The 26,537-nt window shown below is 30.6% G+C and carries 24 protein-coding genes; 12 read left to right on the forward strand and 12 right to left on the reverse strand.

Annotated features, from left to right (window positions below):
- Position 1: 1 nt before the first annotated feature.
- The 3 genes from LPB302_RS02905 to LPB302_RS02915 form a co-directional block, all read right to left on the reverse strand.
- Complete coding sequence (locus LPB302_RS02905; protein ID WP_053974838.1) at positions 2-844, reverse strand: phytoene/squalene synthase family protein; 843 nt, start codon at positions 842-844, stop codon at positions 2-4.
- Position 845: 1 nt separating this feature from the next.
- Positions 846-2,312, reverse strand: coding sequence for a bifunctional phytoene desaturase/3,4-desaturase (gene crtID / locus LPB302_RS02910; protein WP_053974839.1), 1,467 nt, complete (start codon positions 2,310-2,312; stop codon positions 846-848).
- Between the two features lie 62 nt (positions 2,313-2,374).
- On the reverse strand, positions 2,375-3,268 hold the full coding sequence (locus tag LPB302_RS02915) for a MerR family transcriptional regulator (protein WP_176966498.1): 894 nt from the start codon (positions 3,266-3,268) through the stop codon (positions 2,375-2,377).
- Between the two features lie 119 nt (positions 3,269-3,387).
- Between LPB302_RS02915 and LPB302_RS02920 the strand changes: the two genes are divergently transcribed.
- Positions 3,388-3,882, forward strand: coding sequence for an RNA polymerase sigma factor (locus tag LPB302_RS02920; protein WP_053974841.1), 495 nt, complete (start codon positions 3,388-3,390; stop codon positions 3,880-3,882).
- Positions 3,883-3,885: 3 nt separating this feature from the next.
- Complete coding sequence (locus tag LPB302_RS02925) at positions 3,886-4,527, forward strand: DUF8845 family protein (RefSeq protein WP_053974842.1); 642 nt, start codon at positions 3,886-3,888, stop codon at positions 4,525-4,527.
- Between the two features lie 51 nt (positions 4,528-4,578).
- Here the strand turns inward: LPB302_RS02925 and LPB302_RS02930 are convergent, their stop codons facing one another.
- Both LPB302_RS02930 and LPB302_RS02935 read right to left on the reverse strand, forming a co-directional pair.
- Positions 4,579-5,598 carry a threonine aldolase family protein gene (locus tag LPB302_RS02930; RefSeq protein WP_053974843.1) on the reverse strand — a complete coding sequence of 340 codons (1,020 nt, stop codon included), beginning with the start codon at positions 5,596-5,598 and terminating at the stop codon, positions 4,579-4,581.
- 20 nt (positions 5,599-5,618) lie between these two features.
- Positions 5,619-8,033: a zinc-dependent metalloprotease gene (locus LPB302_RS02935; protein ID WP_053974844.1), complete on the reverse strand. Its 2,415-nt coding sequence runs from the start codon at positions 8,031-8,033 to the stop codon at positions 5,619-5,621.
- Between the two features lie 85 nt (positions 8,034-8,118).
- On the opposite strand from LPB302_RS02935, the gene prfB reads away from it, so the two are divergent.
- From prfB to LPB302_RS02950, 3 genes are all read left to right on the forward strand, one after another.
- Complete coding sequence (prfB, locus tag LPB302_RS02940) at positions 8,119-9,213, forward strand: peptide chain release factor 2 (RefSeq protein ID WP_053974845.1); 1,095 nt, start codon at positions 8,119-8,121, stop codon at positions 9,211-9,213.
- Positions 9,214-9,229: 16 nt separating this feature from the next.
- Positions 9,230-9,571 carry an arsenate reductase (glutaredoxin) gene (arsC, locus tag LPB302_RS02945; protein WP_053974846.1) on the forward strand — a complete coding sequence of 114 codons (342 nt, stop codon included), beginning with the start codon at positions 9,230-9,232 and terminating at the stop codon, positions 9,569-9,571.
- A gap of 92 nt (positions 9,572-9,663) precedes the next feature.
- Complete coding sequence (locus LPB302_RS02950; protein WP_074613557.1) at positions 9,664-12,123, forward strand: outer membrane beta-barrel family protein; 2,460 nt, start codon at positions 9,664-9,666, stop codon at positions 12,121-12,123.
- Positions 12,124-12,201: 78 nt separating this feature from the next.
- Here the strand turns inward: LPB302_RS02950 and LPB302_RS02955 are convergent, their stop codons facing one another.
- Positions 12,202-12,375 (reverse strand): hypothetical protein, encoded by a 174-nt coding sequence (locus tag LPB302_RS02955; RefSeq protein ID WP_015480316.1) that lies wholly within the window; start codon positions 12,373-12,375, stop codon positions 12,202-12,204.
- Positions 12,376-12,530: 155 nt separating this feature from the next.
- Between LPB302_RS02955 and fumC the strand changes: the two genes are divergently transcribed.
- The gene (gene fumC, locus LPB302_RS02960; RefSeq protein WP_053974847.1) at positions 12,531-13,931 is read left to right on the forward strand and encodes a class II fumarate hydratase; all 1,401 of its coding nucleotides are present in this window, start codon (positions 12,531-12,533) and stop codon (positions 13,929-13,931) included.
- A gap of 275 nt (positions 13,932-14,206) precedes the next feature.
- On the opposite strand, the gene typA is transcribed toward fumC, so the two are convergent.
- The 3 genes from typA to LPB302_RS02975 form a co-directional block, all read right to left on the reverse strand.
- Positions 14,207-15,979, reverse strand: a complete 1,773-nt coding sequence (gene typA / locus LPB302_RS02965; RefSeq protein ID WP_053974848.1) for a translational GTPase TypA — start codon at positions 15,977-15,979, stop codon at positions 14,207-14,209.
- 123 nt (positions 15,980-16,102) lie between these two features.
- Positions 16,103-16,393, reverse strand: coding sequence for an LETM1 domain-containing protein (locus LPB302_RS02970; RefSeq protein ID WP_053974849.1), 291 nt, complete (start codon positions 16,391-16,393; stop codon positions 16,103-16,105).
- A complete protein-coding gene (locus LPB302_RS02975; protein WP_053974850.1) occupies positions 16,393-17,556 on the reverse strand; it encodes a proline dehydrogenase family protein in 1,164 nt (387 codons plus the stop codon). Before LPB302_RS02975 ends, LPB302_RS02970 begins: the two co-directional genes overlap by 1 nt.
- An 89-nt stretch (positions 17,557-17,645) precedes the next feature.
- On the opposite strand from LPB302_RS02975, the gene aroB reads away from it, so the two are divergent.
- Positions 17,646-18,704: a 3-dehydroquinate synthase gene (aroB, locus tag LPB302_RS02980; protein WP_053974851.1), complete on the forward strand. Its 1,059-nt coding sequence runs from the start codon at positions 17,646-17,648 to the stop codon at positions 18,702-18,704.
- 54 nt (positions 18,705-18,758) lie between these two features.
- Here aroB and LPB302_RS02985 read toward each other — a convergent pair whose 3' ends face one another.
- Positions 18,759-19,211 carry a cold-shock protein gene (locus LPB302_RS02985; RefSeq protein ID WP_053974852.1) on the reverse strand — a complete coding sequence of 151 codons (453 nt, stop codon included), beginning with the start codon at positions 19,209-19,211 and terminating at the stop codon, positions 18,759-18,761.
- Positions 19,212-19,502: 291 nt separating this feature from the next.
- Between LPB302_RS02985 and LPB302_RS02990 the strand changes: the two genes are divergently transcribed.
- From LPB302_RS02990 to LPB302_RS03010, 5 genes are all read left to right on the forward strand, one after another.
- Positions 19,503-20,531 carry a hypothetical protein gene (locus tag LPB302_RS02990; RefSeq protein WP_053974853.1) on the forward strand — a complete coding sequence of 343 codons (1,029 nt, stop codon included), beginning with the start codon at positions 19,503-19,505 and terminating at the stop codon, positions 20,529-20,531.
- A gap of 156 nt (positions 20,532-20,687) precedes the next feature.
- Positions 20,688-21,371 (forward strand): TetR/AcrR family transcriptional regulator, encoded by a 684-nt coding sequence (locus LPB302_RS02995; RefSeq protein WP_053974854.1) that lies wholly within the window; start codon positions 20,688-20,690, stop codon positions 21,369-21,371.
- Positions 21,364-23,028, forward strand: coding sequence for a peptidase domain-containing ABC transporter (locus LPB302_RS03000; RefSeq protein WP_053974855.1), 1,665 nt, complete (start codon positions 21,364-21,366; stop codon positions 23,026-23,028). Before LPB302_RS02995 ends, LPB302_RS03000 begins: the two co-directional genes overlap by 8 nt.
- 6 nt (positions 23,029-23,034) lie before the next feature.
- Entirely contained in the window at positions 23,035-24,396 is a 1,362-nt protein-coding gene (locus LPB302_RS03005; protein ID WP_053974856.1) for an HlyD family secretion protein, read from the forward strand.
- Positions 24,397-24,423: 27 nt separating this feature from the next.
- A complete protein-coding gene (locus tag LPB302_RS03010; protein ID WP_176966499.1) occupies positions 24,424-25,824 on the forward strand; it encodes a TolC family protein in 1,401 nt (466 codons plus the stop codon).
- Between the two features lie 50 nt (positions 25,825-25,874).
- Here LPB302_RS03010 and LPB302_RS03015 read toward each other — a convergent pair whose 3' ends face one another.
- Positions 25,875-26,075: a helix-turn-helix transcriptional regulator gene (locus LPB302_RS03015; RefSeq protein ID WP_053974857.1), complete on the reverse strand. Its 201-nt coding sequence runs from the start codon at positions 26,073-26,075 to the stop codon at positions 25,875-25,877.
- 1 nt (position 26,076) lies between these two features.
- On the reverse strand, positions 26,077-26,520 hold the full coding sequence (locus LPB302_RS03020) for a hypothetical protein (protein WP_053974858.1): 444 nt from the start codon (positions 26,518-26,520) through the stop codon (positions 26,077-26,079).
- Positions 26,521-26,537: the final 17 nt, after the last annotated feature.

Below are 26,537 nucleotides of genomic sequence, written 5' to 3' on the forward strand. Positions count from 1 at the left end.
ACTAAATAATATTCAGTTTATATTTTACATAACTTCTAGCCAACAAATTTATTTTCATTGGATCAGAAATCCTAATTCTTGTATCCATTATTTTTTCTGATGGAACAGCTTTTAGTTTTTTAAGTAATCTTCTATAATATCTATAAGCCATATACACCCCGAATTTTGCTTCTACTGGTAATTTTAAAATACCATGTGTGTATGCATAATCGAAATCGGCTTCAATTTCATCAATAATAAGTTGTTTAGAAATAGCATTCAATTGTCCTAAATCTACATTCGGAAAGTAAGATCTGTTTAGCAATTCGAAATCGTCTTTTAAATCACGTAAAAAATTTACTTTCTGAAAAGCAGAGCCCAAACGCATTGCAGCATCTTTTAGTTCATTATATCGTTTTTCATCACCATCTACAAAAACCTTTAAACACATTAAACCTACAACATCTGCAGAACCATAAATATATTCGTCATACTCTGCTTTTGTTTGATATTGAGTTTTATGTAAATCTGCTTTCATACTCTTTAAAAAGGCTTGCACCATTTCTTCTGGTATGTTGTATCTGTTTACAGTTTGTTGAAAGGAGTTTAAAATAGGATTTAAACTAATTCCTTGTTCTTTAGACATATAATAATCACGCTCAAAATGAGCCATTAACTCTTCTTTATTGTAGTCGTGAAACGTATCTACAATTTCATCTGCAAAACGAACAAAACCATAAATATTATAAATATCTGCTCTAATTTTTGGCGACAGCATATTCACAGCCAAAGAGAATGAAGTACTGTAACTTTTTGTAACTAGTTTGCTACAATCGTTAGAGACACTGTCAAATAATTCTTTCATGTTACTTGTGATTTTTATTAATTAAATCTGATGCTATTTTACCTGATATTAATGCTGGTGGAACTCCTGGACCAGGAACCGTTAACTGACCTGTAAAATACAAATTATTTACCTTACTACTTTTTATTTTTGGTCTTAGAAATGCAGTTTGTAGCAGCGTATTTGCCATTCCATATGCATTGCCTTTGTAAGAATTATATTCTTGTTCGAAGTCTTTTACACAAAAAGATCGTTTAAAGATAACACTTTTTCTAACTTCTTGATTCGTTAACTTCTCAAATCGATTCATTATCTTCTCAAAATAAGCTTCTCTCAGCTCTTCTGTGTCTTCAATCCCAGGAGCTAAAGGAATTAAAAAGAAACCTGCTTCTTTACCTTCTGGTGCAGAGGTTTTATCTGTCATAGACGTAAAGTTAGCATAAAATAAAGGTGCAGTAGGCCATTTAGGATTATCGTAAATTTCTTCTGCATGCTTATCAAAATCAGTATCGAAAAATAAAGTATGATGACTAGCATTTTCTATTTTTTTATCAAAACCAACATAAAATAATAAAGATGATGGAGCAAAAGTTTTCTTTGCCCAATACTTTTCTGAATATTGTCTTAGATTTTCATTTAAAAGCGTTTCTGTATGATGATAATCTGCACCACTTAAAACCAAATCAGTTTTAATTTCTTTACCATTTACTAGTAAACCTCTTACATCATTATTACCATCTGTAATAATTTTATCTACGTTTGCATCTACTTGAAACTTTACGCCTAAAGATGTAGCTAAAGAAACCATACCTTCTATGACCTTAAACATTCCTCCTCTAGGATGCCAAGTTCCAAGACCAAAATCAGCATAATTCATAAAATTGTAAAATGCTGGAGTATTACTAGGTTTTGCTCCTAAAAACAACACTGGAAATTCTAAAATCTCAATCAGCTTGTCATTTTTTATATTCTTACGCACTTGTTTTCTAATTGTAGAAAAGAACTGAGTAACTCTTGCTATCGTAGTTGAATTTACCAACTCTAATGGAGATATACCTGGTTTATACACTAAATCCTTAATAGCTGTTTCGTAATTTGCTTTTGCAGAATCTATAAATGATTTTAAATGCTTAGCACTACCTGGCTCTACACTTTCAAACATTTCATAAATCTCTTCTATTTTATCAGATATTTTGATTGAATCGTTTTCTCCAAAATACACTTCATAACCAGGACTTAATTTGTCTAATATGTAATAGTCTGAAGGTTTTTTACCAAAATCTGCAAAGAACCTTTCAAATACATCTGGCATCCAATACCAAGAAGGACCTAAATCAAAAGTAAAACCTTCTTTTTTAAATTGTCTTGCTCTACCACCAAGTGTGTCGTTTTTTTCTAAAACAGTAACGTTATAACCTTCTTTTGACAAGTAACAAGATGCTGCCAAAGAAGAAAAGCCAGAACCAATTATATAGATTTCTTTACCCATTGAATATGTTTGTTTAACAAATATAAATATTAATTAAACAGTTTGTAAGAGTTGTTATTATTTTATAATACTTTTAACAAATCAGGTATTGAATCATATAATTTAATACTATCATTCAATTCTAAGTGCTTAATCTTTGCAATTTTTCTACCAACAGCAATAAACTGATTATTCGTATTATGCATTACTTCATCAATTTCGCTGAAATAATCTTCTACTTTGTCATCATAAGGCTGAATGGTTAAAGAAGCAATAAAACAAATTTCCCTATCACCTTCTAAGAAGTAATTTAAATTATTTAATGGTAAACTTTGCCCTAAATAAATTGTGTGAAAACCTCTTAACACTAATTCGTAGTTTAAATATAGTAAACCTAGCTCATGTATTTCATTTTCTGGTAAGAATAAAACATAAGTTTTATTTGTATTACTAATACTGTATTGTAATTTCTCTGTGTTAAGTTGTATTTTTTGAGCAATTAGGTTCGATATAAAATGCTCATGAGCAGGTAATAAAGTTTCTGTTTGCCATAGCAAACCTATATGATCTAAAAACGGAATAAAAACATCTTTAAAAATTTCTCTAAAGGTTTTTTTATGTAATAGTTTATGATAGGTGTTGTTAAATAGTATTTTATCGAACTGAAACATAGAAACTTTAAATGCATTTATTGCTTCATCATTTGTTGCAATACTAAATGCCAATTCTCTAGATTGAGAAGTAATCTCATCTTCAGACATGGCTGCAATCTTAGAAATTTTAAAGTTATTTTTATTTAATAATACGATATTTAAAAGCTTTGTTAAATTCTCTGGTGTGTAATATCTTATATTTGTTTCGGTTCTTTTTGGTTCTAACAAATTGTATCGTTTTTCCCAAATTCGAATTGTATGTGCCTTGATTCCAGAAATGTTTTCAAGGTCTTTTATCGTGAAATCCTGCTTTATATTGTTCAATTTATATCTCTTTGAGTTAAACAAATTTACAAAAAATAATACTTTTAAAATATTATTTAAGAAAAATGTAACATATTATTAATTTGAGCTACATATAGATAACTAACTAATACTAAAAAGTGCAAAAAGATTTAGAAGCTAAATTTTTATCGGACTTTGAAACTAATCAAAATATTGCGCATAAAATTTGTAGAGTTTATACTACAAACAGAGAGGCTCATAATGACCTGTTTCAAGAAATAACCATTCAACTTTGGAAAAACTATCCAAAGTTTAGAGGGGATTCTAAATTCAGTACTTGGATGTACAGAGTTGCATTAAACACTGCAATTTCGTTATATAGAAAATCTACAAGAAGGGTAAAAACGCAAGACATAAGTGATTTTGCATACAAAATAAAATCACAAGATTATGATGATACAGAAGAATTACAATTGAAAGCATTATATAAAGCTGTACATCAATTAAATGATATTGATAAAGCACTTATTTTCTTGTACTTAGAAGATAAACCTTATAAAGAAATCTCTGAAACGTTAGGAATAACTTCTGTAAATGCAAGAGTTAAAATGAATAGAGCTAAAGAGAAATTAAAAAACATACTAAACCCATAATGTATGGATGTATTAGATAATTACAAAAAGGCCTGGGAAAATCAACCAGAAGAATCGAATAAGCTTTCTAGTGTAGAAATCTACAAGATGGCCCATTCAAGATCATCATCTATTGTAAAATGGATTTTTATAATAGGTATTTTAGAGTTCATTTTTTGGACTGCCATTAATTTAACCATACCAGATAGTTTTTATAAAGTCTATGAAGATTTAGAATTAATGGGTTTCCTAAATTTCTTTATGGTATTACATTATGTCATAATTGCCATATTCTTATTTTTATTTTATAAGAATTTTAGAAGAGTTTCTTTGGTAGACAACACCAAAAACCTAATTAACAGAATCTTAAAAATTAGAAAAACTGTTAAATACTATGTGTTTTATAATTTAGCAACTGTGTTTTTAGGAAGCATTATTTTAAATATAGTCATGTTTTCTGATAACAATAAGTTAATGAAGGTGATGAACCCAGATAACTTGGCTTTGGATATGCAACAAGTAATTACAATTACAGTAATTAGCCAAATAATAGCTTTAGTAATTATACTAGTTTTACTATGGTTATTTTACAAACTGGTTTATGGTATACTTTTAAGAAAGCTTAATAAGAATTATAAAGAACTTGTAAAGCTTACTGATAATTAACAAAAAAAACTCCTTTGCACAACGAAGGAGTTTTTTTGGAGTTCTAATTTTCTAGAAATCCTCTAATTCTTTTAGCAGAATAGTATGCATTTCATCTGTATAATCTAAATGCGTTACAATTCTAATTTTACCTTCTCCCATTGGTGTTAGCAGTATATTTTTTTCGGCCATTTTCTCTATAAAATGATCGGCTCCTATTTTATCATCGACATAAAAAATCAAAATATTTGTTTCTACAGGTTCAATTTTAGTTATGTAACTGCAACTTTTTAATACTGTAGCGATTTCCTTTGCTTTTTTATGGTCTTCTGCCAACCTTTCTACATGATGATCTAAAGCATAATTGGCAGCTGCTGCTAAGAAACCAATTTGTCTCATTCCTCCACCTAATAATTTGCGTAAACGCAGGGCTTTCTGCATCATTTCTTTTGTACCAACTAGCATAGAACCAATAGGTGCACCTAATCCTTTAGAAAAACAAATAGATATGGTATCAAACAATGCTCCATATTGTTTAGGTGATTCATTTCTAGCTACTAACGCATTAAACAATCGTGCACCATCTAAGTGAAAACCTAAATTATTTTGTTTGGCAACCTTGTATATCTTCTCTATTTCTTTAAAATCCCAACAAGCTCCACCACCTTTATTTGTGGTATTTTCTAAACAAATTAAACTTGTGTATGGCAAATAAATCTGTGGTTTTGCTGAAGCTATTTCTTCTATTTGATCTGCTGTAAACATTCCTCTTTCACCATCAATCAATTTACAAGTAACCCCAGAATTAAAAGCTACTCCTCCACTTTCGTAATTATAAATATGTGCATATTTATCACAAATTACTAAATCTCCTGGCTGAGTATGTAATTTTATAGCTGTTTGGTTTGCCATAGTTCCTGATGGAAAAAACAAAGCATCTTCCATACCAAAAAGTTTAGCAACCTTTTGTTCTAAAGCGTTTACAGTAGGGTCCATCTTAAAAACATCATCACCTACATTTGCGCTCATCATAGCCTGCAACATTTCAGGTGTTGGTTTGGTAACTGTATCAGATATTAAGTCTATAATCATTCTAATTTTTTACTATTTAATTAATTTCCAATTGGTGAACCATCTGGAATTTTAGGCGCTGAAGTTTTTTTGAAAGTTGTTGGATTCTTCATAAAATCATTAATCATTTTAACTAAAGCTTCATTGTATATGTTTTGAACACCATTGCTCTTTTTATTTTGAATAATGTTTTTAATTTCATTCAACTTATAACTTGCAATTGCATTTACTTGTTTGTACTGATTTTTATAGGTTGATAAATACATTAGTTCTTCTAAAAACTGAATATTAATAACATTCTGTAATTCTTGATAATAATTATCATTATGACTCTTTCTTACAGTATTCATAACAACAATATCTATTAATTCATCCAAACCTAATTGTGAATCATCTAAACTTTTGTGATTGATAAGTCTAGACATTCTTTGCGGATTTAATAATAGCTTAAACGTCATTTCTGAGGCAGTTTCTACAGCAGAAAACGCATCAAAAGCCACTCCTAATTTGCTTTTAAAAGATTCTCTAGATCTTCCATAACCTATTGATCTTGGAGGAAACAATGCTAATTTTTCTTTCGGAATTGCAATTTCATCAACCATAACTGTTTTTAATACAATTGCTAATGCTTTTCTTTCTACGTCTCCAGAAACTCTTTTTACAATAGTTTGATTGCCACCCTTTACTGCATAAGAATAATCTAAACCACCAATTAGTTTAGTAGTTGCTTCTGTTTGAAAACGATGTAAAAAATATAGGGGTACAAATACATCTTCTAAAACAGAATAAGGTTCATTAATCTTTATATTATCAGCAGAAAAATTACTGATTGCTGTTTTTCTAACCGCTAATAAATTATTAAGTTCGTCATATATGTTCCCTCCATTATCCCACAAATGAGCTGTAGCACTAGCACTTCCTTGTGGTCTTGCATCAGCATCAGATAAATAACGCATTCCATCTTTAAAACCTGTGGTTAGAATAGTATTTAACGCTTCATCTTCATTGGTGTTTTCTGGAAAATCTTGATAAGAATATGCTACTGTTACTTTATCCCAATTTCCAATCTTAGTATCATAAGCATCAGAAAAATCAATTTTACCATTTTTTAAAGTAAACTTAGGGTGAGGATAATCCATAACAGAAGTTCTACCATTAGTGCTTGCTGCAAAATTATGTGCAAAACCTAAAGTATGCCCAATTTCATGTGCAGACAATTGTCTAATTCTCGCAATCGCCATTTGCAAAGCAAATTCGTCTTCTGCTGTTTTAGTTTTAAAAGGTGCTTGTAACGCTTGCGCTATTAAATAGTCTTGTCGAATTCTTAAACTTCCTAAACTTACATGTCCCTTTATAATTTCTCCTGTTCTTGGGTCAGAAATACTTGCACCATAACTCCAGCCTCTAGTAGATCTATGCACCCATTGCACAACATTATATCTTACATCTAACATATCTGCTCCTTCAGGCAACATTTTAAATTGAAACGCATTCTTGTAACCAGCTGCTTCAAAAGCTTGATTCCACCAACGACCTCCATCTAACAAAGCAGATCTAACAGGTTCAGGTGTACCTCTATCTAAATAATAAATAATTGGTGCTACAGGTTCAGACATTGCAGCATTAGGATTTTTCTTAGCCAATCTGTGTCTATAAATAAAACGTTTTTCTAACGATTCATTTACAGGTGTTGAGTAATCTAGATAACTCATTTGATAAGATCCAGATCTAGGATCAAACTTTCTTGGCTGGTAATTACCATCTGGTAATTCTACAAAAGAGTGATGTTGATTTACAGTTACTGCACTAGCATCTGGAGTTACACTTCTAATATTGTAACCTCTAGGAGACCCTTTAAAAGTTAACAAAACATCAAACTCAGAATTTTTAGGAAATGATTTGGTACGTTCCAAATTAAAAGCACTTCTACTTTTATCTAAACTATAATTACCTTGATTTTGCCTAGCCAAGCTTCTAGCAACACCATGTGCATCCCTCATAAAAAAAGAAGTTGCATCCACTAAATACATGTCGTCTTTTGCTTCTTTTACAACAAAACCATGTAACACAGATTTTGCAAAGGCTTCTTTTACTGAGTTTTTTTCTTCTATATTATCTGTTATGGCTCTATAATCTTGATTGGGTTGAACCATCAAAATTTTGTTACCTGCCTTTTTAAAATGCACTACTACTCCACTGCCTAACTGACCTCTATCTAAACCAATATCGTTAGAACCTATTCCTTCTGATAAAAATCTTACATATAAGAAATCAGTATTTAATTGATCGATTTGTAAATAAATTTTATCGGAATTCTCATCGTAATAAAAAGTATAATAACCTGAGTATTTGTTAATTCCTTTTTGTAGTTTTTTACCAGTTTTCTCGATAAAAAACTGAGAGTATCCTTGCAGACAAAAAGAAAGAAATAAAAATGTAAATAGTACTTTTTTCATGAGATAAATATTTTTATAAAACTATGAAATAAGGAGCAGTTTAAAAACTCGAAATCCTAAAAAATCGTTTATTTTTGTTCAACCTATGATTACACAAGACCAACTTAAAGATATTTCAACCAGAATTGATAAATTAAAATCTTACCTAGAGATTGATAAAAAACTGATTGAAATAACAAATGAAGAAGAGAAAACCGCAAACCCTGATTTTTGGAACGACCCAAAAGCAGCAGAAGTAATTATGAAAGAGTTGCGTTTTAAAAAAAAGTGGGTAGAAGACTACAATACCATTATAAGACTTAACGAAGATTTAAATGTTTTTTATGAGTTTTATAAAGAAGACGAAGCAGATGAAAAAGATGTAGTACAACAGTATGAAAAAACCATTACGCTTTTAGAAGACATTGAGTTTAAAAACATGCTGTCTGATGAAGGTGATTTTCTATCTGCAGTTATTCAAATTACAGCAGGTGCAGGTGGTACAGAATCTTGTGATTGGGCAGAAATGTTGTTTAGAATGTATACTATGTGGTCTGAAAAACAAGGATTTAAATTAAAGACACTAAACTATCAAGCAGGTGATGCTGCAGGTATAAAAACAGTAACTGTAGAGGTTGATGGTGATTATGCTTTTGGTTGGTTAAAAGGTGAAAATGGTGTGCATAGATTAGTGCGTATTTCTCCTTTCGATTCCAATGCAAAACGTCATACTAGCTTTGCATCTGTATATGTGTATCCTGTAGCAGACGATTCTATTGAGATAGATATTAACCCTGCAGATATAGAAATTACCACAGCAAGATCTAGTGGTGCAGGTGGCCAGAATGTAAATAAAGTAGAAACCAAAGTTCAGTTAACACATAAGCCTTCAGGAATTCAAATTTCGTGTTCTAATTCTCGTTCACAGCATGATAATAGAGCTACAGCCATGCAAATGCTAAAATCACAATTGTATGAAATTGAGCTGCAGAAACAACAAGCTGCCAGAGATGATATTGAAGCTAGTAAAATGAAAAACGAATGGGGAAGCCAAATACGTAATTATGTAATGCACCCTTATAAACTGGTAAAAGATGTAAGAACAGCTCATGAAACAGGAAATGTAGATGCTGTTATGGATGGTAACATTAATAGTTTCTTAAAAGCCTATTTAATGTTGAATGGGCAAAAAGAGAACTAACGTTTAAATTAAAATAATGATAAAAATATACCATAATCCACGTTGTAGAAAATCTAGAGAAGGTTTACAACTACTAGAAAAATCTGGTAAAGAGTTTGAGATTGTTAAATATTTAGAAAATGTTCCTACAGAAGAAGAACTAAATATTATCATAAAAAAATTAGATATAGTTCCTATTCAATTAGTTCGAAAAACGGAGAAAATTTGGAAAGAAGAATACAAATCGAAAGATTTAACAGATAAAGAAATAGTAACGGCTATGATTACTAATCCTAAGCTAATTGAAAGACCAATAGTTATAAACAATAAACAAGCAGTTATAGGCAGACCTCCAGAAAAAATCTCTAATATTATTTAGTTAAATTAACTTAAAATTGTTTAACTTTTTTTTAACTCACTTAAACTCAAATAAGGTGAATCTTTGCAAAACAAACTAAAAAAAGACTTGTTTTGACAAAAAGAATTGCCCTCCTTTTATGTTTACTATTATCCGCAAATCATTTTTTTGCACAAGATAAAACTAGCTTAGATGAAATAAAAATTACTGGTAAAGTTATTGAAGCTGAATCAAATATGGCTTTAGAATATGCCACTATTGTTTTAAAAAACACAAAAACAAATGCCATTTCTGGTGGAATTACAGATATGGAAGGTAAATTTAGTATTTCTGCTCCTAAAGCAACTTACGAAATAAGCGTAAAATTCATTTCTTTTAATTCTAAAACTTTCCCTGCCAAAACCATAACTTCAGATTTAGATTTAGGGGTTATAAAACTTTCAGAAAATTCTAAGGCATTAGATGAGGTGGTTATTGTTGCCGAAAAAACAACAGTAGACATTCGTTTAGATAAAAAAGTATTTAATATTGGTAAAGATCTTTCTATAAGAGGTGGTAATGCAAGTGATGTTTTGGGTAATGTACCCTCTGTTCAAGTAGATGTAGAAGGTACTGTAAGCTTAAGAGGTAATGAAAACGTTACCATTTTAATTGATGGTAGACCAAGTGCATTAGTCGGTTTAAATGGTGCAGAAGCGTTAAGACAAATTCCTGCTGAAGCTATAGAAAAGGTAGAAGTTATAACGTCTCCATCTGCAAGATATGATGCAGAAGGTACTGCTGGTATTTTAAATATTATTCTTAGAAAAAATAAACTAACAGGTTTTAATGGTTCTTTACAGTTAGACTTAGGGTATCCTGAAAGAGTGGGTGCTGCATTTAATGCCAATTGGAGAACAGAAAAATGGAACTTATTTACAAATACAGGTTTTAGATACAATGAAACACCTGGTAATTCTTTGAGTGAATCTAACTTCTTAACCTCTACAGCACAAAATGCAAGAGTAATTGAGCAAAGAAACTTTGGTAGGTTAGGTAGATCTTTATTTACAAGTTTTGGTGCAGAGTATTATTTAACCAAAAGCTCTAGTATTATTGGTAACATTGTTTTTAACAGTGGTAATGATGATGATGTAAATACTAATGATATTCAAAGGCTTGATGCAAATGGAGGCTTAAATGAAGCTACATTTAGAACAGAAAGCGAAGGTGAAGATGAACAAAGAATACAATATACTTTAGATTACGTGAATAACTTCGATCAGAAAGGAAGAAAACTTTCTGTGAATTTACAGTACTCTACAGAAATGGAGGATATTTTAAATAATATTACTGAAATAGATACACAAACTAGCTTATTAAACGATTTAGAGCAAGTAATAGAAGATCAAAATGAGAACAGAGCTTTATTACAAATTGATTATGTACATCCTGTAGGAGAAAACATACAGTATGAAGCTGGTTATAGAGGTAATTACAGAGATATTTTTAATAGTTTCTATTTGGCAGAAAGACAAGTTTTTCCTGATGGACCTTTAGTACCAGATGCAGGGTTAAACAATTCTTTTAATTATGAAGAATTTGTAAACGCAGCCTACTTTCAATATGGTCAAAAGTTTAATAACATCTCATTATTAGCAGGTTTAAGATATGAATATACTTCTATCGAAATTGAGCAACAAACATCTACAACTGTAGATGCTAGAAGCTATGGTAACCTATTCCCTACCATTAATTTAGGTTATGAATTTAAAGATGGTGAAAACATCACTATTGGTTACAATAGAAGAATTAGAAGACCAAGAGGTAGAAACTTAAATCCTTTTCCTAGTAGATCTAGTGAGGCCAATATCTATACAGGTAATGTAGGCTTAAACCCGGTAATTACTGATGCAGTAGATTTAGGTTACTTAAAAAGATGGGATAAATTTACACTAAGTACCTCTTTATATTATAACATTAGTAATGACAATTGGGAAAGAATACAAGAAGATACAGGTGAAGTTACAGATAATGGAGATCCTATTACAAGAAGGTTCCCAATTAATTTATCTACTGCAGAACGTTTAGGTTTTGAATTTACCTTAAACTACAGACCATTTAAAATATGGAACATTAATAGTGATTTTAACCTATTTAGAGTTACAACAGATGGTGATTACACAAACCCAACAACGAATGCCACTCAAAGTTTTGATTTTGAGAATACCTCATACTTTATTCGCTTAAACCAAAAGATTACTTTAGGAAAAACCGATTTACAAATTAACTCAAATTATAGAGGGCCTTCTCAAAACGCACAAACAACAAGTGAAGGCGTATTTAGTATGAACATTGCAGCAAGTAGAGATTTCTTTAATGAAAAAGCTTCTTTAAGCGTTAACTTTAGTGATGTTTTTAATAGTAGAATTAGTAGAAGAACAACAAATATTCCAGGATTCTTAGATCAATATTCAGAGTTTCAATGGAGAGAGCCTCAGTTTAGAGTAAGTTTGGTGTACAGATTCAACCAAAAGAAAAAGAGATTTGGTGGAGATAGAGATGATAATGGTGGAGATGATTTTGAAGAATAAATCAAAAACCAAAATTTGATAAACAAAAAACTCGTTCAATAAATGAACGAGTTTTTTTTTATATGGTTAAGCTAAAAACTACTTTCCTTCAGCAGCTTTTTTAGCATCTCTTTTTAATTTGAAATTTTCCCAAATTGTTCCTCCTATCCAGTAAGGAACTACAAATGTTAATAAGAAAATTAACAACCAAAAACCGGCTGTAAAAATAAACATGAATAAAACTAAACCTGAAAATTCTGAAAAATCTAACATTTATTGCTAATTATATTTATATACATGCAAAAATAACAGATTTTTTTAAAATTACACAATTAAAATTAAAGTTTTTATGAGCATTTACATCCCTTAATATTAAAATATTTGAGCGATATTATTTAAATTTGTTACCCTAAAATATAAAGTACATCATGACAAAGTTTAGAATAGAAAAAGATACCATGGGTAATGTAAATGTTCCTGCAGACAAGTATTGGGGAGCACAAACAGAACGTTCTAGAAATAATTTTAAAATAGGTGCACCAGCCTCAATGCCTTTAGAGGTGGTTTATGGTTTTGCTTATTTAAAAAAAGCGGCTGCATTTACTAATGCAGAACTAGGTGTTTTATCTGAAGAAAAAAGAGATTTAATTGCGCAAGTATGTGATGAAATTTTAGAAGGTAAGCATGATGATCAATTTCCTTTAGTAATTTGGCAAACAGGTTCAGGTACGCAATCTAACATGAATGTAAACGAGGTTATTGCAAACAGAGCTCATGAAATTTCTGGTAAAGTAATTGGTGAAGGTGATAAAACCATTCAACCTAATGATGATGTAAATAAATCACAATCTTCTAACGATACGTTTCCTACAGGTATGCACATTGCTGCCTACAAGAAAATTGTAGAGAATACCATTCCAGGAATAACTCAATTAAGAGACACTTTACAAGCAAAAGCAGAAGCTTTTAAAGATGTTGTTAAAATTGGTAGAACACATTTAATGGATGCTACTCCACTTACTTTAGGGCAAGAATTTTCTGGTTATGTAGCTCAATTAAACTTTGGGTTAAAAGCATTAAATAATACTTTAGAGCATTTATCTCAGTTGGCCTTAGGAGGAACTGCAGTTGGTACAGGATTAAATACACCTAAAGGATATGATGTTTTAGTGGCAAAATATATCGCAGAATTTACAACACTACCATTTGTAACTGCAGAAAATAAATTTGAAGCTTTAGCAGCACATGATGCTTTAGTAGAAACACATGGAGCATTAAAGCAAATTGCTGTTTCTTTAAATAAAATTGCCAACGATATTCGTTTAATGGCATCTGGACCAAGATCCGGAATTGGAGAAATCATCATACCTGCAAATGAGCCAGGTTCTTCAATTATGCCAGGTAAAGTAAACCCTACACAATGTGAGGCTATGACAATGGTTTGTGCACAAGTAATGGGTAATGATGTTGCTGTTACTGTTGGTGGTACACAAGGACATTATGAATTGAATGTTTTTAAACCAATGATGGCTGCTAATGTGTTACAATCTGCACAATTAATTGGTGATGCTTGTGTTTCTTTTGATGTAAACTGTGTTGCTGGTATTGAGCCAAATCATTCTAGAATTACAGAATTAGTGAACAAATCACTTATGTTAGTTACTGCTTTAAATACTAAAATTGGGTATTATAAAGCAGCAGAAATTGCAAATACTGCTCACGAAAACGGAACTACTTTAAAAGAAGAAGCAGTTCGTTTAGGTTATGTTACTCCAGAACAATATGATGAATGGGTAAAACCAGCTGAAATGACAGGTAGTTTAAAATAAGCTACTTTTAAATTTTTAAAAAAACCGAAGGAAACCCTTCGGTTTTTTTTATGACTACTTTTTATTATTGTGCAATAGCAACTACCTTCTGACCTCCAAATAAACATGTACACCCGCCTTTAGCTTACATTTCATTTTTACAGTAGAGGATAAAATGTACCTATACTTTGTAAAATTTAAATAGATTAGTAAATAATTTTTAATTAAATCTATATAGCTAAAAAAAAGCCCAAGAAATTCATCTTGGGCTTTTATAAATTTATGTTGATTTTGGACTATGGTCTAAATTCAATTTTACGCATACGTAAACTCTCAGGAGTAACCTCTAAATATTCATCTCCTTTAATATACTCCATACATTCTTCTAAAGAGAAATCTGTTTTAGGAGCAATCTTTACACTATCATCTGTACCTGATGAACGAACGTTTGTTAATTTTTTACCTTTAATTAAGTTTACACCCATATCAGTATCTTTACTGTTTTCTCCAACTACCTGACCAATGTAAATTTCTTGATTAGGATCTATAAAGAAACGTCCTCTGTCTTGTAATCGATCAATTGCATAAGCTGTTGCTTTACCTGCAGCAGAAGATACAATAGCACCTTTAATATCTTCAGAAAACTCGCCTTTAAAAGGTCCATATTCAGAAAAACGGTGGTTAATGATTGCTTGACCAGCAGTTGCTGTTAATATCTTATTACGTAAACCAATTAATCCTCTAGAAGGAATGGTAAATTCTAAGTGTTGTAAATCTCCTTTAGGCTCCATTACTAATAAATCTCCTTTTCTTAAAGAAACTAAGTTTATGGCTTTAGAAGCAACATCTTCAGGAACATCAATAGATAAAGTTTCATAAGGCTCAGACTTTACACCATCAATTTCTTTAATGATTACTTGTGGTCTGCCCACTTGCAATTCATACCCTTCTCTACGCATTGTTTCAATCAATACAGATAAGTGTAAAACTCCACGACCGAAAACATTAAACTTGTCTTCAGAATCTGTAGTATCTACTCTTAATGCTAAATTCTTTTCCATTTCCTTGAACAATCTGTCACGTAAATGACGAGAAGTTACAAATTTACCTTCTTTACCAAAGAAAGGTGAATTGTTAATGGTAAACAACATACTCATTGTAGGCTGATCTACTTCTATTCTTGGTAATGCTTCTGGGTTTTCTAAATCTGCAATAGTATCTCCAATTTCGAAACCTTCAATACCTGTAATTGCACAGATATCACCACTTCTTACTTTAGAAGTTTTTGCTTTACCCATACCTTCGAATACATGTAATTCTTTAATTCTAACTTTTTTGTTAGTACCATCTGCTTTCATTAACATGTAGTCTTTATTCTCTTCTAAGTCTCCTCTAAAAACACGCCCAATAGCAATTCTACCTGTAAATGCAGAAAAATCTAATGATGTAATTTGCATTTGAGGAGAACCTTCTCTGTAAGGTGCTTCTGGAATAGATTCGATTACAGCATCTAATAAATCGATAATGTCTTCTTTTTCATCTTTCCAATCTGTAGACATCCAACCGTTTTTAGCTGAACCATAAATAGTTGTAAAGTCTAATTGATCTTCTGTAGCGTCTAAAGCAAACATTAAATCAAATACTTTTTCGTGTACTAAATCTGGTGTACAGTTTTCTTTATCTACTTTGTTTACAACAACAATAGGTGTTAAACCTAACTCAATAGCCTTACCTAATACAAAACGAGTTTGTGGCATTGGGCCTTCGAAAGCATCAACTAATAATAAAACGCCATCTGCCATTTTTAATACACGCTCTACTTCTCCTCCAAAATCGGCGTGACCTGGTGTGTCAATTACATTAATTTTTACACCTTTATAATTTACAGATACGTTTTTAGAAAGAATGGTAATTCCTCTTTCACGCTCTAAATCATTATTATCTAATAATAAATCAGTACGTTCTTTACGATCGTCTAAAATTTTTGCTTGGTCTATAATTTTATCTACTAACGTTGTTTTACCATGATCAACGTGTGCAATAATTGCGATGTTTCTTATTGATTGCATTTATACTTTCTTAAATTTCGTGCAAAAGTAGTTGTTTCTATGCGATTTACACCTTATCTCATCAATTATTTTAATGTTAAGGATTTAAAAAGTATAAGCTACAAAAGGTGATAGCTTAAAGTATTAAGGTTCAGTTGAATCTTCTCTAAATGCAGAGGGCAGAATATCTGGAATTAATTTAATTAAAAGTGGTAATAGAATTGCGCCTCCAGGTAATAAAAATACCGCTAATGCTGGTATAGATTTGCAAATATCTAAAATTAATATGTATATTTTTTTTCTTTCTTCTGGTGTTAATTTGGCATGTGTAGATTTACGAATTAAGAACATGGCTTCTTTACTTTGCAAAAGCTCTTGATGCAATCGTAATTTGTTTTTGTGCAATAAGGTTCTTATTTCTTCTACAGTTTTCATTATAATTTTCTACGCTTACGCTCTGTTTGCAGTAGGTTTAATTCTCTACTAGTTTGGCCAGCTACAGAAGTATTTTCTTCTGCTCTTCTTATTAAATATGGCATTACATCTCTTACTGGGCCAAAAGGCAAATACTTTGCTACATTGTATCCTTGATTGGCTAAATTGTAGCTAATATGATCACTCATACCAAACAATTGCCCAAACCAAAGTCTGTTATCATTTACTTTTAGCTGATACTTTTTTGCTAAATCCATTACTAAATAAGAACTTTCTTCATTATGTGTACCTGCAAATAAAGCCATGTGAGAATTATCCATCATGTATTTAATAGCAGCATTAAAGTTTTCATCTGTAGCTTTTTTATCTGTACAAATAGGTGATCTGTATCCTTTTTCTTTCGCTCTTTGACGTTCTTTCTCCATATAGGCACCTCTAACTACTTTCATACCTATATGAAAACCTTTAGCCTTTGCTTTAGAATGTAAGGCCATTAGATAGTCCATTCTATCATGTCTATACATCTGTAAAGTATTAAATACAATGGCTTTTTTGGTATTGTACGTTTCCATTAAACCTTCAATAAGCTCATCAGCTGCATCTTGCATCCAACTTTCTTCTGCATCAATTAATAACGGAACATCTTTTTCTACAGCAACCTGACAAACTTTATGAAACCTTTTTATCACTTGAATCCACTCAATTTCTTCTTTTTCTGTTAGTTCTTTACCTTCAGATAATTTTTGATATAAAGCAAATCGTCCAAATCCTGTAGGCTTAAATACAGCAAAAGGAATTGATTTTTTCTCAGCACAAAAATCTATAATTTTAAGAATCTTTTGTAAAGCTTCGTTAAAACTAGCTTCTTCATCTTTACCTTCTACAGAATAATCCAGTACACTATGTACTTTACCATTAGCATACATGTTTTCTATAATAGGTAAACAATCGTCTTCTGTAACTCCTCCACAGAAATGATCGAACACTGTAGAACGAATTAAACCTTCTATAGGTAAATGTACCTTTAAAGCAAAATTAGTAACAGCGCTTCCTATTTTTACCATAGGTTGATTTTGTATCATTTTGAACAAAAAATAAGCACGTTCTAACTGTGAATCTGATTTTAATGCAAAAGCAACTTCTGTATTGTCAAAAAGTTTCATACTATATCGATTTAGTGTTACAAATATAGTGTTTGGATAGTAATTTTTATATAAATTCTAGTTATTTTGCACCTTCAATTCTATAAAAAATGAAAACCATTAAGGCTGTATCTTATCCTGTTCATTTTCAGGAAGAAAGCTATCAAGAATTATCACAATTAATTCAAGAAAAAGACTACTCAACTTTGTTTGTTTTGGTAGATGAAAATACCATGGAACACTGTTATCCTAAATTTATACCAAATTTAAAGACAGATAAAACTATAGAGGTTATAGAAATTGAATCTGGAGAGATCAATAAGAACTTAGAAACTTGTGTTGGTGTTTGGAATGCCATTACAGAATTGGGTGGAGATAGAAAGAGTTTGGTAATTACTTTAGGAGGTGGAGTTATTACAGATATGGGTGGTTTTGTAGCTTCTTGTTTTAAAAGAGGTGTAGATTTTGTGAATATACCTACTACCCTATTATCTATGGTAGATGCCTCAGTTGGTGGCAAAACAGGTGTAGATTTAGGCGTGTTAAAAAACCAAATTGGTTTGTTTGCAAATCCGCAGATGGTAATTGTAGACAATCAATATTTAACAACTGTTACAGAAAGAGAAATAAAATCTGGAATAGCAGAGATTATTAAATATGGAGTTACTTATGATGTGTCTTTATTTGAAAACATTAAAAAGAACAAAGAAAATAATATTAGCGATTTAATTTTTAGATCTGTAGAAATTAAAAACGAGGTTGTTTTAAAAGATCCAAAAGAAAAGGATTTGCGTAAAATTTTAAATTTTGGGCATACACTTGGGCATGCAATAGAATCATTCTACTTAGAATCTGAAGACAAGGAAAACTTAACACATGGTGAAGCCATTGCAATTGGGATGGTCTGCGAAAGTTATATTTCTAACAAAGAATTACAATTTCCAATAGATAAGGTGCATGCTTTAAAAGAAGTTGTATGCGCTATTTATGATAAAATACAATTATTAGAAAAAGATTTTACGGCCATTCTTAACTTATTGAAACACGATAAGAAAAATGTAAATGGACAAGTAAACTTTGTACTTTTAAATGATTTTGAAGATTTTAAATTAGATTGTAAAGTGCCTGAAGTATTGATAAAAGAAAGTTTACAATTTTATAACTCATAAAAAAATCCCATCATAAATATGATGGGATTTTTTAATATATGAGCAAGTATATACTTATACTTTTTTTACTTTCACTGCATTCATTCCACGCATTCCTTTTTCTAATTCAAAAGAAACCTTATCATTCTCTGCAATAGTATCTATTAAACCACTTACGTGTGTAAAATATTTTTCTCCATTATCTGAATCGATAATAAAACCAAAACCTTTAGAAGTATCAAAGAAATTTACTTTTCCTTTTCTTACTGGATCTTCTTCTGGTAAATCTTCTTTTTTAGTAGTAGAAATTTGAATATCTTCTAATTCATACTCTACTTTTAATTCTGGATCTGGAGGAGTATCTGTTAAATTTCCATTATGATCTACATAAGCAAACTGAATTCCAGATGCACCACTTTCTTCTTTAGCAGCTTTTCTTGCCTCCATTTTTTTACGCTTGTCTTCGCGTTTTTTTAAACGTTTTTTTTCTTTTTCACTTTTACTAAATGTCTGTTGCGATTTTGCCATTAACTATATAACTGTTTTTGTATGCTTGTTTTCAAATTATACTAAAGTTTTGTATTTGCACCTAATGCTTTTGGTGTAGAATCAGTTTAAAAAATAAAACCGAATTTGCTATTTTATTTACTAGGAGTTCTTTAGTGCTACAAAGATATTAAAAAATTAGGTTTTATGAAATAGCAACAATCAATATTAATAGAGAGACTATAAATGTTAAAATTTATAAAAAAATAATATTTATAAAACCAAGTTGTATTTCTTTACGTATATAAACTGGAAAACTAAAATTAAATTACAATGAAAACAATGAAAACACTGGCACTTGTAGGTGCTATTGCAGTAGGTTTAACTTCATGTTCAGACGAAACTTCTACAGTTGCTGCACAATTAGACACAAAATTACTTTTTACATCAAACAACAACGATGGTAATGTAAACGTATATAATGTTACCAATTTAAGTGCGGTTGCCACTTCTACATTAACTACACCAATTTCTGCTTCTGATGGAGTGTATTATAATAGTGATGAAGATTTAGTGGTACAAGCTTCTAGATCTACATTTGGTTTAGAGGGTTATGCAGGTATTACTCTATCTTCTTCTTTAATATCTACTACAGTAACAGCAAACGTTGTTGGTAGTTTAGATATGACAAGTCCTAGAGAATTAGCAGTAAATGGAAATTTTTATGTAGTTGTAGATAATGCAGATGCAGATGGAGATAATAGCACAAATGATGGAAGATTATTTATATACTCTAAAAACGGAAATAGTTTTACTTTAAGAAATACCATTACAACAGACATTAAATTATGGGGAATTACCTTTATTGGTAATGATTTATATGCAATTGCAGATACTACCAATGAATTGGCTGTGTATACCAATTTCTTGAACAATACAACTACAACAACATTAGCAACCTCTAAAAAGATTGCTGTAGAAGGTATTGTTAGAACTCATGGTTTAACCTATGATGCAATGACAGATACTATGGTTTTAACAGATATTGGTGATGCTTCTAATGGACAAGATGATGGAGGATTTCATGTGATTGATAATTTTACATCTAAATTTAGCAGTACTGCAAATGGGGCAACACTATCTGTGGCAGAACAAACAAGAGTATCTGGAGCAAGTACATTATTAGGTAATCCTGTAGATGTAGCTTATGATGGCGAATCTCAAACCGTTTTTATTGCAGAGGCAGGAAACAATGGAGGTAGAATTTTGGCCTTTAGTAATATTGGTTCTGGAGGTGATGTAACTCCAAGTTACAACTCGTCTTTATCTAAAGCATCTGCAGTTTATTTATACAAAGAATAATAATTAGAATTTAAGTTAATTGTTAAGAAACCTTTCAATAAAATTTTGAAAGGTTTTTTTGTTGCTCATTGTTAAATGTTAAAAAATCATTAAAAATTATAATAACGCTCTAAAACAATAGTATTACTATTATATTTGCAAACAAATCGAAAAACCATGAAAGATTTATTATCTAACTTAAAAATATCTGTACCAGATAAAATATATATAAAAGACCCTGAAACCTCTCAACTAGGAAAGCGTATTATTGAGAATAGTATTGTTATTATTAATGAAATTGGTTTTGAGAGTTTTACCTTTAAAAAACTAGGAAATAGAATAGGTTCTAATGAAAGTTCTATTTATAGGTATTTTGAGAGTAAACACAAGCTACTATTATACCTTTCTTCTTGGTATTGGGCTTGGTTAGAGTACCAATTGGTTTTAGAAACTTTTAGTATTTCTAACTCTAAAGAAAAGTTAGAAAAAGCCATTACCATTCTTACAAGAACTGTAGAAGAAGACAGTAATTTCACTCACATTAACGAAGTGTTATTGTATAAAATTATTGTTAATGAAAGTTCTAAATCATTCTTAACCAAAGAGGTTGATAATGATAATAAAGAAGGCTATTTTGAAGTTTATAAACGTTTGGTAACTCGTTTAGAACAGATGATTGCCAGCGTAAATTCTGATTATAAATTTGCTTTGAGTTTGGCAAGCACTATCATAGAAGGTGGTTTACATCAGCATTTTTTAAACAGCCACTTCCCTTCTATAACCAATTGCGATAACAACAAAGTACCAACAAAATTCTTTTTGCATTTAGTATTTCATACTTTAAATAAAGATAATGACTAACAAACCACTTACTCCTTGGCAACGTTTCTTAGGGTTGCTAAGATTAGAAAAAAGAGAGATTTTTCAGATTTTTTATTACGCCATTTTTGGCGGAATTGTTTCGCTTTCATTACCCTTAGGTATACAAGCAATCATTAACTTAATACAAGGAGCACAAATTTCTACTTCTTGGATTGTTTTAGTAGTTGCTGTGACTATTGGTGTAATATTTTCTGGAGCATTACAATTAATGCAATTGAGAATTATAGAAACCATTCAACAAAGAATCTTTACAAGAGCTTCTTTTGAATTGAGCTATCGTTTTCCGAAAATTAAAATGATAGAATTACGTGAGTACTATCCTCCAGAATTAGCAAATCGTTTTTTTGATACGCTAACCATTCAGAAAGGATTATCAAAAATTTTGATAGATGTACCAACAGCTATTTTACAAATCATTTTTGCATTGATTTTACTTTCATTCTATCACCCATTTTTTATCATCTTTGGTATTTTGCTACTGTTGCTTATTTACATTGTATTTAAGTTTACTGCACAAAAGGGTTTAGAAACAAGTTTAGTAGAATCTAAAATAAAATATAAGGTTGCACACTGGATACAAGAAGTAGCAAGAACTGTAGTTAGCTTTAAACTGTCTGGAAACACAAGTTTGGCGATGTCTAAAAATGATGTATTGGTTGATAAATATATTGAGGCTAGAGAAAATCATTTTAAGATTTTAATCTTGCAATTCACGCAAATGATTGGTTTTAAAGTAATTGTAACTGCTAGTTTATTATTAATTGGTGGAGCATTGGTTTTAAATCAAGAAATGAATATTGGACAGTTTGTTGCAGCAGAAATCATTATTCTTTTGGTAATAGCCTCTGTAGAGAAACTAATTATTGGATTAGAATCTTTTTATGATGTATTAACCTCTATTGAAAAAATTGGTCAAGTAGTAGACAAAGAATTAGAATCTCAAGATGGTGAAAAGCCTTTATTTAAAGACGGTTTAACTGTTGAGTTGGATGAAGTATCTTATGAAGTTGCTAATAGAAAGAAGCCAATCATTAAAAACATTTCCTTAAAAATAAAACCTAAAAGTAGAATTCTAATTGTTGGAGAAAGTGGTGCTGGTAAATCTAGTTTATTACGTTTAATATCTGGAGTTATAGAACCTACAGCTGGTAATATTTATGTAAACAACTTAGCTTTAGGTAGTTTACACCTAAATCATTACAGGTCACAATTAGGGTTGTCTTTGTCTGAAGAAACTCCTTTTGAAGGTAGTATTAGAGAAAATCTAATTTTTGGGAATGATAAAATTAAAGACTCTAAGATTTTTGAAATATTAGATATTGTTGGCTTATCACAATTTTTAAAAGAACAAGCCAATGGTTTAGATACTATTTTAAATGCAGAGGGTAAGCAAATGTCTTACACTATTGCTAAGAAGATAATTTTAGCTAGAGCTATTATTAAAGAACCAAAGATTATGATTTTAGAAGATCCTTTAGATCAATTTAATTTAGAGGAAACTGTAAGTATCATTAAGTATTTAACAGATAGTGCAAGACCTTGGTCTTTAATTGTAGTAAGTAGTAAAAAGAGCTGGAGAACAGAATGCAGCCAAACTATTACAATTGATAAAGGTGAAATTAAAGCAATAAACTAGTATACCATGTTAAACATAACTAACAATCAAATCCATAAAAAAGTAGATCTAACCAAGTTTAAATCTGGTGGAAGAGTTTATGCAAAAGAATACTATAGAGCATTCAATAAATTCTTATTAGCTGCAGCTATTATTGGTATTATCTTTTTGTTTTTACCATGGACACAGAATATTACTGGTAAAGGTATTGTTACCACATTAACTCCAGAACAAAGACCTCAAACCATTCAATCTCAAATTCCTGGTAGAATTGAGCAATGGTTTGTAAGAGAAGGAGATTATGTGCAAAAAGGAGATACCATATTAAGAATTTCTGAAGTTAAAAGTGAGTATTTTGACGATAGACTTATTGAAAGAACCAATGAGCAAATTAATGCAAAAACTTCATCTGTAGGTGCCTATGCTTTTAAAGTAGCTGCTTTAGACAGACAAATTGTAGCCTTACAAGAAGAACAAGCATTAAAATTACAACAAGCAAAAAATAAGCTGTTACAATCTAAACTAAAAGTACAGAGTGATAGTATTGCATTTGAGGCTGCTAAAACCAATTTAAAAATTGCTCAAAGTCAATATAATCGTGATTTTACTTTGCAACAAGAAGGTATAAAAGCTGTAAAAGATGTAGAAGAAAAGCGTTTAAAATTACAAGGTACAGAGGCTAAAATCATAGAGCAAGAAAATAAATTATTGGCAGCTAAGAATGAAGTATTAAATGCTAGAGTAGAAATCTCTAGAATAAAAGCAAGCTATGCAGATAAGATTTCTAAAGCTCAAAGTGATAAATTTACTGCACAATCTAGTGGTTTTGACGCCAAAGCACAAGTCTCTAAATTAGAAAACAGTAACAGTAATTATAAAGTTAGAAGTAGCTTATTATACATTCAAGCGCCTCAAGATGGTTTTATCAATAAAGCCTTAAAAGGTGGTATTGGAGTTACCTTTAAAGAGGGTGATGAAATTGTAGGTATTATGCCTGCTCATTATGATTTAGCTGTAGAAACCTACATTCGACCTATTGATTTACCTCTAATTCATATTGGTGAGCAAGTTCGTGTGCAATTTGATGGTTGGCCTGCAATTGTTTTTAGTGGTTGGCCTAACATTTCTTACGGAACTTATGGTGCAAAAGTAGTAGCTATAGAAAATTTTATTAGTGATAATGGTAGATACCGAATTTTATTAGCTCCTGATGAAACAGATCATACTTGGCCAACAGCCATAAGAGTTGGTTCTGGAGCAAAAACAATTGCACTTTTAGAAGATGTGCCAATTTGGTTTGAATTATGGAGACAGTTAAACAGCTTCCCTCCTAACTATTATCAGCCAGATGGAGATTCATCAAGCAATAAAGGCGCTAAAAAGAAATAAACATCAAATCATTGTAGCATTTCATTTATGAAAAAAATTATTGGTCTTCTGTTTTTACTGATGTTTCAGCAATATTCTGCTCAAGATAAAATTGAGTCTGTAATGACGTTGTCTGAGTATTTAGGTTATGTAAAAAACTATCATCCAATTGTGAAGCAAGCAAACTTGGTCATCAATACAAGTGAAGCTAAATTGCTTAAAGCTAGAGGTGCTTTTGACCCAAAAATTGAAATCGATTTTGATAACAAACAGTTCAAGGAGAAAGAGTATTACAACAAATTAAATGGAACCTTTAAAATTCCTACCTATTATGGTTTAGAGTTTAAAGCCAACTTTGAAAACAACGAGGGGCTATTTTTAAACCCTGAAGCCAATGTACCCACTGATGGTTTGTATGCTGCAGGTGTTTCTGCATCTTTATTAAAAGGATTGTTGATTAACAAAAGAATGGCAGATTTAAAACAAGCGAAACTTTTTTTAAATCAGGCTAAAGAAGATCAGCAAATATTAGTGAATGAAATACTTTTTAAAGCGTCAATATCTTACTTTAATTGGTTAAAAATCTACAATGATAGAAATGTATATCTCAATTTTTTAAACAATGCAGTTGTTCGTTTTGAAAGTACAAAAAGAGCTTTTCAGCAAGGAGATAAAGCTGCTATAGATACTCTAGAAGCAGGTATTACATTAAATAATAGAAAACTAAACTTAGAGAAAGCACGAATTAAATTGGTAAAAGCATCTTTAGAATTATCGAATTATTTGTGGCTGAATGATAACACTCCTGTTGAACTACAAGACAATATTATACCTGACGTAAACACTTTAGAAAAAGTAGATACTACCTTTAATATTGCTTTATTTAACAATGCAAATTTTGATATTGAGAATCACCCAAAAATTAGATCTCTTAATTTTAAAGTAAGAAGTTTAGGCGTAGACAAGCGTTTAAAAGCCAATAATTTGTTACCTCAATTAGATGCACAATATAACTTTATTACACAGACACCAAGACAAGGAAATTCTTTTAATGTAGATAATTATAAAGCTGGAATTAGCTTTAAATTACCAATATTTTTAAGAAAAGAAAGAGGAGATTTAAAATTAGCTAAAGCCAAATTACAAGATGCTGAATTTGAAACTGAAGCAGCTAAAGTGTCTATTAGAAATAAGGTAAATGCTGTGCAGCAAGAATTAGATTCATATGTTACTCAAAATGACTTTATCATCAATATTGTAAAAGATTATGGTACGTTACTAAAAGCAGAAGAGCGAAAATTCTTTCTTGGTGAAAGTTCTTTGTTTTTGGTGAACTACAGAGAATCTAAATTGATTGAAACCAAACTTAAAGCTATTGATTTAGAAAATTCTTACCTAGAAACAAAAGCAAACTTATTTAAAACAGCCGTAATTTCTATAGCCGATTAAACAATAATAAAATTAACACAGCAAAGAAGATGATTAAACTTAAGATAAGTTTAATCATCTTCTTCAAGTGTAAAAAACTCATTTACAGGAATCTTAAAAACTACAGAAAGTTTTAATGCCAAAACTGTACTTGGTACATATCTATTCTTCTCAATAGAGTTAATGGTTTGCCTAGATACCCCAATTTGTTTTGCCAAATCATCTTGGGTAAGATTTAAAATAGCACGTTGTACTTTAAGTGTATTTTTCATCTTATCTATTCATTCTTTTTAATTGCCAAAAAACCATCAATTGAACAACCAGCATATAAAACAAAATCTGAAAATAATTTAATCCTTCTAATTTTTCAGTTTCATCAAACAATAAACCAACTCCAAAATTGATAATTGGTTGTACTAACGCATAAAGTATAACTAGTATAAATGCTATTCTGTAAGATTGAGAACGTAAACTATCTAGATACTCATCTTCTAATTTTTCCTTTGCCAAAGAAATAAGTAACATTCCTACTAATAAAAGACCAGATAAAACAGGTTTTACCCAACTTGGCTCGTCAACAAACTTCTTTGCAATCATCAAAGCAAAAGCAGAAAACGAAATAATATAACCTACTTTTTTATACTTATGATGCAGTTGAAATTTATTCATTTTCTCTACATAACTCTTTTCTTTTTCACAAATTGATTGCTTTACCATTTTAACTTTGCTTTACA

Origin of the sequence: Polaribacter dokdonensis, assembly GCF_024362345.1 — a bacterium.
In the GTDB taxonomy this organism is placed as follows: Bacteria; Bacteroidota; Bacteroidia; order Flavobacteriales; family Flavobacteriaceae; genus Polaribacter; species Polaribacter dokdonensis.